Consider the following 299-nt stretch of genomic DNA (forward strand, 5'->3'; position numbering starts at 1 on the left):
ATACCGTCGATCATCGCATCTTAAAGCAGAGGCTACTCAGTATAGGCATATCAAGCCATGCAGTGGGTGGTTTGTGAACTACCTCTCTGAAAGGTCCCAATGTGTTCAGTTTGATGGGCTGTCTTCTGAGTGGTTAAACATCACTAATGGTGTACCACAAGGTTCAGTTTTAGGTCCGCTATTATTCTCTATCTATATTAATAGTTTAGGTGAAAATGTCGAAGGAGCAACCTTACATTTGTATGCGGACGATACCGTTATGTACTGTGCAGGTCCCTCGATTAACGAGGCTGGTGTTT

1 protein-coding gene is annotated in these 299 nt (G+C 43.1%); it reads left to right on the plus strand.

Annotation, left to right across the window (positions count from 1 at the left end):
• Positions 1-73: 73 nt before the first annotated feature.
• Positions 74-299 (plus strand): reverse transcriptase domain-containing protein (locus ACM615_RS24005; protein WP_431012646.1); only part of this gene is annotated, 226 nt, incomplete at its 3' end.

It is taken from the genome of Rahnella sp. PAMC25617 (assembly GCF_050606005.1).
Taxonomy (GTDB): Bacteria; Pseudomonadota; Gammaproteobacteria; order Enterobacterales; family Enterobacteriaceae; genus Rahnella; species Rahnella variigena.